5 protein-coding genes are annotated in these 6,336 nt (G+C 60.9%); all 5 read right to left on the bottom strand.

Annotated features, from left to right (window positions below):
* Window positions 1-31: 31 nt before the first annotated feature.
* Window positions 32-502, bottom strand: coding sequence for a 5'-nucleotidase (locus Y708_RS26035; RefSeq protein ID WP_051479130.1), 471 nt, complete (start codon window positions 500-502; stop codon window positions 32-34).
* On the bottom strand, window positions 502-3,675 hold the full coding sequence (locus Y708_RS0117650; RefSeq protein ID WP_051479132.1) for a type I restriction endonuclease subunit R: 3,174 nt from the start codon (window positions 3,673-3,675) through the stop codon (window positions 502-504). Before Y708_RS0117650 ends, Y708_RS26035 begins: the two co-directional genes overlap by 1 nt.
* A gap of 43 nt (window positions 3,676-3,718) precedes the next feature.
* Window positions 3,719-4,825 carry a PDDEXK nuclease domain-containing protein gene (locus tag Y708_RS0117645; protein WP_028280950.1) on the bottom strand — a complete coding sequence of 369 codons (1,107 nt, stop codon included), beginning with the start codon at window positions 4,823-4,825 and terminating at the stop codon, window positions 3,719-3,721.
* Entirely contained in the window at window positions 4,822-6,036 is a 1,215-nt protein-coding gene (locus tag Y708_RS26030) for a restriction endonuclease subunit S (RefSeq protein WP_051479129.1), read from the bottom strand. Before Y708_RS26030 ends, Y708_RS0117645 begins: the two co-directional genes overlap by 4 nt.
* Window positions 6,033-6,336: N-6 DNA methylase (locus Y708_RS26025; RefSeq protein WP_253905865.1), on the bottom strand; the 304-nt coding region annotated here is incomplete at its 5' end. The genes Y708_RS26025 and Y708_RS26030, both read right to left, overlap by 4 nt.

Here is a 6,336-nt window from a genome sequence, read left to right as displayed (position 1 = left end):
AAAGCAGTGTGGTAACTACTATTTTCGCAGGTCAGAGGCACCTTCTGCCTTTTGAACACGCCCCTGGACTCCGCTCCTCATGAAAGGGCGAGGCTAACTTGATCGCCTCACGTACATCACTGTCGTTCTCGGACAGGAACAAGTCGATCTCGAACGCCTCGTGATAGATGTAAGGCGAGCGTCCCTGAGTGAATACTCCTCGCGACATGTCCAGACCGTAGTGCTTAATGGATGTCATTATTCGACGGCTCGTATCAGGGCTGTTCCTGGATAGCAGCACTACCTCGACGAGCCTCCTTTCCTCAGCGAGGTCGTTCAGAGCGAGCAACTTTCTCACGAATTCGAACGCAGTCCCAGGGTTTAAAATCGTGTCCCGGTTCGTCAGCTGATAGGCGCGGTATGCGTCCAGTCCTTGATTGTCAAAGACGCGGTGCCCTGCACTCAAATCGAAAAGGGCACTTGAGGCTATTCCAATTACAAGCACATCATCTAGCTTTGACATTAGGTCCGCGCCTCCGCAAACCGGGGCGCCATCGACTCCATCTGCTCCATGACCAGCTTGATCGCCTCAGGTTGCTTGTCCGGCGGATACCCGTTAATCACCAGGAGCCGCTTGATGGAGGAGCGGAGCTTCGCACGGACATCGTCACGGACGGTCCAGTCGGTGCGGACGTCCCGGCGCATGACACCCACAAGCTGCCGCGCGATGTCGGCAAGGACACCCTCGCCCTGAACCTCCACCGCGGACTCGTTCAGCGCGACTGCATCGTAAAACGCCAGCTCGTCCGAGTTCAGTGGAGGAGTGAACCGGGCTCCGCGGTTTCCCTCGGCCGCTACCTCGCGGGCCAGCTCCACCAGCTCCGCGATGACCTCCGCCGACGTCAACTGCTGGTTGGTGTACTTCTTCATCAGCTCAGTGATCCGCTCCGAAAAAGCACGCTGCCGGATCACGTTGTTGCGCGTCGACGTCGCTGACTCGTCTGCAATCAGCTTCCGCAAAGCCTCGATCGCCAGCTGCGGATTCCGGGACTGCTGCGTCTTCGCAATGAACTCCGGTGTCAGATCATCGAGTGACGGCTTCGGCATGCCAGCCGCCTCGTAGATATCCAGCACCTCGCCCGAGGACGTCGCCGAAGCAATCAGATCACCCAACAACCGCTGAATGTCCTCCGGTACGGGCTCCCCGCTCGCCTGCCGGTCCGCGGCATCGTACTTTGCCATCCAGACCCGGATCTCCTCATACACCTGAATCTCCGGCCGCCGCTCCGCCAGTGTGTCGGAGCCCGAGCACAAAGCCCACGCCCGCGAGAGCTGCCCGGAGAGCCTGCGGTATTTCGAAGCCACCGATTCCTCACCCTCGGCCGGCTGATTGCCGGGCGTGGCAGGGCTGCGCAGATAACTCACTGCACCCGTGACCGCGTTCAGAAACGCCTTGGGTCCGCCCTTCATCAGCACGGACTTCCAGTTGTATCCGGCCAGCAGTTCACGCAATGAATCCACCAGCGACAGGGTCAGCCCCACAGCCTCGTCAATATTCTTACCCACCGGCTTGTTGGCCCGGTCATCCTTTGTGTACTCACCCAGCGCCTTGGCCAGGTTCTCCGCCAGCGGCGCGTAGGCCACGAGCAGGCCGTCCTCCTTGCCGCGGAACGTCCGGTTCACACGGGCCAGCGTCTGCATCAGCAACGCACCCTTGAGCGGCCGGTCGAGGTACAGCGTGTGCAGGGGAGGGGAATCGTAGCCGGTGAGCATCATGTCCTTGACGATTACCAGCTCCAGCTCGTCATTCACATCCTTGAGCCGTTCCTTCACCACAGCGTTTAACGAGTCGCGCCGCACATGGTCGGCCACCGGCGGCACATCGGACGCCGTCCCGGAGTAGACCACCTTGATTTTCCCCTTAGCCAGGTCATCGGAATGCCAGTCCGGCCGCAGCTCCACAATCGCCGTGTACAGCTTTGTGCAGATCTCCCGCGTCCCGCCCACGATCATCGCCTTGCCCGGCGCCTCGATAAACTTGCCCATCCGGGCACTGCGATTCTCCCAATGCGCTACCAGGTCAGCGGCGAGCGCCGCGATCCGCTGCGGCGCACCGTAGACAGCATTGACGACGGCGACACTCGCTTCGATGCGCGCCCGCTCGGTATCGTCCAGACCCACGGTTGCCTCGTCGGCGGCCTGATCCAGCACTTCCTCGGTCACATCGGCGGCCAGCCCCACCCTGATCAACCGGGGTTCGAAGTACACCGGGACCGTGGCGCCGTCCTCCACTGCCCGCGAGAGGTCGTAGATATCGATGTAGTCGCCGAACACGTCCTGCGTGTTGCGGTCCGCAAAGGAGATCGGCGTGCCGGTGAAGGCAATCAACGTGGCGTGCGGCAGGGCATCGCGCAGGTGCCGGGCGTAACCGTCCAGATCGTCATAATGTGAGCGGTGCGCTTCATCCACCACCACAATGATGTTTCGGCGGTCAGACAGCAGCGGGTGGTCGGAGCCTGCGTCCTTCTCCGACTTGCTGCGGCCAAACTTCTGCAGGGTGGTGAAGTAGATTCCGCCGGTGGTGCGGTTGCTCAGCTCATCGCGCAGTTCGGACCGCCGGCGGATCTGCCGGGGCGATTCCGCGAGCAGTAGGCTGCGGGCGAATCCTTCAAACAGTTGACCGTCGAGCTCGTTGCGGTCGGTGATGACGACGACGGTTGGGTTCTTCAGCCGCGGCTGCCTGGCCACGGCGTTGGCGTAGAGCTCCATTTCCATCGACTTCCCGGAGCCCTGCGTATGCCAGACGACGCCGGCTTTACCGTTGCTCGCCACCGCCGCGACGGTGCTGGCCACCGCGCGGGTGACGGCGTAGTACTGGTGCGGCTTGGCTATTCGCTTGCTCAGCCCGTCCGGTCCTTCGTCAAAGGCGGTGTAGGAGCGGGTCAGCTGCAGGAAACGGGTCTGGTTGTACAGGCCATAGAGTGCGGTTTCCAGAGCCGTCACGGCGTCGCCGCCCTGCATGAAGCCGGGGGCTACCGGGCGGCCGTCGTCGTCCACGTTCCAGGGCGAGAAGTGGTTCAGGGGAGTGAACGGCGTCCCGTACTTGGCTTGGATCCCGTCCGAGGCGAGCGTGAACACGCAGAAGCGGAAGGCCATGGGGAATTCGCGCAGGTAGGTCTGCAGCTGTGCGTGGGCGGCAGCGACGTCGGCGTGTGCGCTGCCGGCCTTCTTGAGTTCGATGACGCTGACCGGCATGCCGTTGCAGTAGAGCACGACGTCGAAGCGGCGTTTGTAGTCGCCCTGCACCAGGGTGACCTGGTTGACGGCGAGCCAGTCGTTCTGGTCGGGGTCGGGGCTGAGCAGGTGGATGGTGGGGTTGGCCTCGACGCCGTCGGAGTCGATGTAGCTGAGCCGGAAGCCGTCCACCAGGTGGTTGTGGGTCCGGTGGTTTTCGGTGATGGCGTCGTTGGATTTGGGGGCGGCGATCTCGGCGGCCGCCTGCTGCAGGTACTGGAGCGGCACGGTGGGGTTGAACTTTTGCAGGGCTGCGAGCAGGCGTGGCCGGATGAGCAGTTCATCCCAGAAGTCTCGTTCGCCGGACCCAGGCGCGATGTCATGCCCAGTCAGCGGCTGCCAGGCCAACTCGGCCAACCATTCCAGCGCCACACCTTCCCAGTCGGCTTCAGAAAATGCCACTGCGGGTGCTGAATTCACGGTTGTTCCCCCTGGTTGACTGGTGTCATTCTGGCATGTTCTGCGAGAGTTCGGCCTCGAGTTCGCTGATGCTGGGCAGGGTGGACGCGAACTCTTCGGAGAGCGATTCAGTGATTTCCGTGCTCCATTGCGCAACCCCAATAGGCGTGCTGTGACCGCGCAGCGCGTATTCGGCCACAATACTGTCCTTCGATTTGCACAACAGCAGACCGATGGTCGGCTTGTCCTGGCTGTGAGCGAGCAAGTCGTCGACTGCCGACATGTACATGTTCAGTTGGCCCAAGTACTCGGCCTTGAAGTCCGTGGCCTTGAGTTCGATCACGACGAAGCAGCGGAGCCGGAAGTTGTAGAAGAGCAGGTCGGCGAAGAATTCTTTGGCATTGATCTGTAGCCGAACCTGGTTTCCGACAAATGCAAAGCCCTGCCCAAGTTCCAGCAGAAACTTTTCGATGTGCTGGGCCAACTGAGTTTCGAGCTCTCGCTCGTTTCGCCTGTCCGTCATTGCGACGAAGTCAAAGACATAGGGATCCTTGAAAGACTGCTGGGTGAGGTCAGAGTCCGACGGCGGCAAGGTGGCCTTGAAGTTGGTGACCGCCTTACCTGATCGCTCGTGGAGTTTCGTCTCGATGTGGTGCACGAGCACGTTCCGCGACCAGCCATGTTCGACGGCGGCAGCGGCGTACCAGACGCGGGTTTCAGGATCGCTGAGCTTCTGGATGAGGGCTATGTGGTGGTACCAGGGCAATTGTGAAAGCGGCGCTTTCACAATTGCCTGCTCGGTCCATGTGGTTGCCAGCGCACGCATGAACATGAGATTTCGAGGCGAGAATCCTTTGGACTCAGGAAAGCGCTCCCGAAGATCCGCGGCAAGGCGGCTGGTCACCTTCGCTCCCCAGCCCTCATCTCCTTGGCGGTTGAGGATGTCGCGGCCGATGGCCCAATATGTGGAAACCAGTTCTTGATTGACGACGACGACGGCGCGGGCTCGGCCGAGCTCAACCCGCTGGGAGACACTGTCGAGGAGTTCCGGATACCACGCTGGCATAGTGCTGGGTGCGGGCGTTCCCGGGAACGAGGCACCGTTGGCGTGCTTCCGGGCTCCCGGTTGAATTTCGTCTCCGTTCTGCTTCATACCCCAGCTTCTTCCAATACTTTCTCGGCATCCCTAACTCGGAGCTTGCCCGACATGAGTTGGGGGAGGAGCGTGTCGCGGGTGGAGGCAAGTTTTGTATTTTCCAAAAGTGCATTGGCCGCCGTCGCATGAAGCGGTTCGGCAAGGGCCGCAAATTCCTTCATGACGTGAGCCTCGGCAAGCCGCACCTTGAATTTCTTGAAGTTCCCACGGCTCAGCTCAAGAAACGTGGCGCCGTTTGCCAACGAAATGAACTCGTCCACGCGACTTCGCATTTCGTGGAAGAACCAGAAGCGAAGATCTGAGTCGTGAGGCTGGACGACGATGAATCCCTGATTGACAGCCATCGGCTCCTGAGCAAGGGCAAACGCGCCGATGGTTGCCCGTGACGTCATGAGAATGGAGCCAGCGGGATACATCTCGGAAGCGCACGCCTTTAGGCCAGCATCTGAGATCCGACGAGAAGTGGCTGACAGGTACGGACCCTGGAGTCCGGTCACGTCCGTTGGGGTTGCCCACAGCACATCGCCGTTCCAATATTCGGCAATTCCAGTGCTCGGAGTCCCCCCACCGCTGACCTTTGAAAGATCAGCGAACGTTTGATCTGAGAATGGCACGTGCCGAATCCTCTGACGGAACTCGGCGGTCGCAAGCTCCGAGGCCGACTCAGCGAGTTTGGTGTTGGCGGCGATCTTGCCGTCGAGCGCACCCAGCACCTCCGCAATCGCCTGCTGCTCGGTGACATCGGGGAGGGACAACTTGAGTGACCGTACGTCGGCAAGATTGATGTACGCAGCCATATCTGTGTTGTTCATGCGGTCGGCAGCCTGATTCCAGAACTCTGTGCTGCTAAACCAGTAGCGCAGGAAACGGGGTACTAAAGCGCAAGCATCCACTACCCGAAAAAAGCACAGTTGGGGACTGTACACAACTTGGTCGGCCGTATCGGGCATGACGGCCACCCGTCCGACGGTGCCCTTCGTAGTCAACAGGATGTCTCCCGATTGACCTGCTTTTGGCCCAATGGCGTCGGAGTAATCCTTAGACACAAAGTCCGGGCCACCGAAGCTGACCACATTTTCCATGACGTCCGCAACGCGAATAATTCGATATCCCGGCTGACCGTGTTCACTGCGCTTAGTACGGTATCCGTCGCCGATCAGGAGCACGCCAGAAGCCACGAGTTCGCCAATAGTCGAGATGGTCTTCACGAAACCCGCCCCAACTGCTCCCGCACAACCCCGGCCAGCCGCTCGGACTCGTCGAACTGCTCGAACAGCTCCTTCGATAGCCGCGCGATCTTCTCCTCGATTGGCTCGCCGTCGTCCTCAACATCAGCGGCCCCAACGTATCGGCCCGGCGTCAGCGCGTAGTCCGTGGCCTTCACCTCCGCGAGCGAAGCCGAATAGCAGAAGCCTGGGATGTCAGCGTAGGGGGTTGGGAGGTCTCCACGCACGCCCCGAGAGGGCGTTTGGTCGACCACCGGGGGCGGGGTTGGGAGGTCTCCACGC

This window comes from Arthrobacter sp. H5, assembly GCF_000520595.1.
Taxonomy (GTDB): Bacteria; Actinomycetota; Actinomycetes; order Actinomycetales; family Micrococcaceae; genus Arthrobacter_D.
Note: the sequence above shows the minus strand (reverse complement) of the source record. Positions and strands in the feature narration are given on the sequence as shown.

What these genes read in the sequence shown, in the direction of transcription:
- Y708_RS0117645 (WP_028280950.1), bottom strand. Translation starts at nt 4,825, where the DNA reads ATGAAGCAGAACGGAGACGAAATTCAACCGGGAGCCCGGAAGCACGCC.
- Y708_RS26035 (WP_051479130.1), bottom strand. Translation starts at nt 502, where the DNA reads ATGTCAAAGCTAGATGATGTGCTTGTAATTGGAATAGCCTCAAGTGCC.